This window comes from Pseudomonas juntendi (assembly GCF_009932375.1).
Taxonomy (GTDB): Bacteria; Pseudomonadota; Gammaproteobacteria; order Pseudomonadales; family Pseudomonadaceae; genus Aquipseudomonas; species Aquipseudomonas juntendi.
This window is the reverse complement of sequence record NZ_BLJG01000583.1, coordinates 1-209: the sequence shown is the minus strand read 5'-3', so window position 1 is coordinate 209 and position 209 is coordinate 1. Positions and strand designations below refer to the sequence as shown.

General features: G+C 66.5%; 1 protein-coding gene. It reads right to left on the bottom strand.

From position 1 onward, the window contains the following. On the bottom strand, window positions 1-209 hold a 209-nt coding region (locus GYA94_RS27370), incomplete at both ends, for a hypothetical protein (protein WP_161893518.1).

The following is a 209-nucleotide window of genomic DNA, read 5'->3' as shown; positions in this document are numbered from 1 at the left end:
GTGCTGCTGTGGCTGCTCGTCGCTGCCTTCTTCTTCGCCGTCGATCAGCTCGCCATTGGCATTGCGCTGACGTTCACGACGGTTGCTGCGGCGACGCTGGCCACGCGAGCGGCGGCGCGGACGCTCGCCATCCGTGCCTTCCTGCTCGTCTTGCAGCTGTTCTTCGTTCGGCAGTTGCTCTTCGGCCAGCTCGGCAGCCTGTTCGGCCG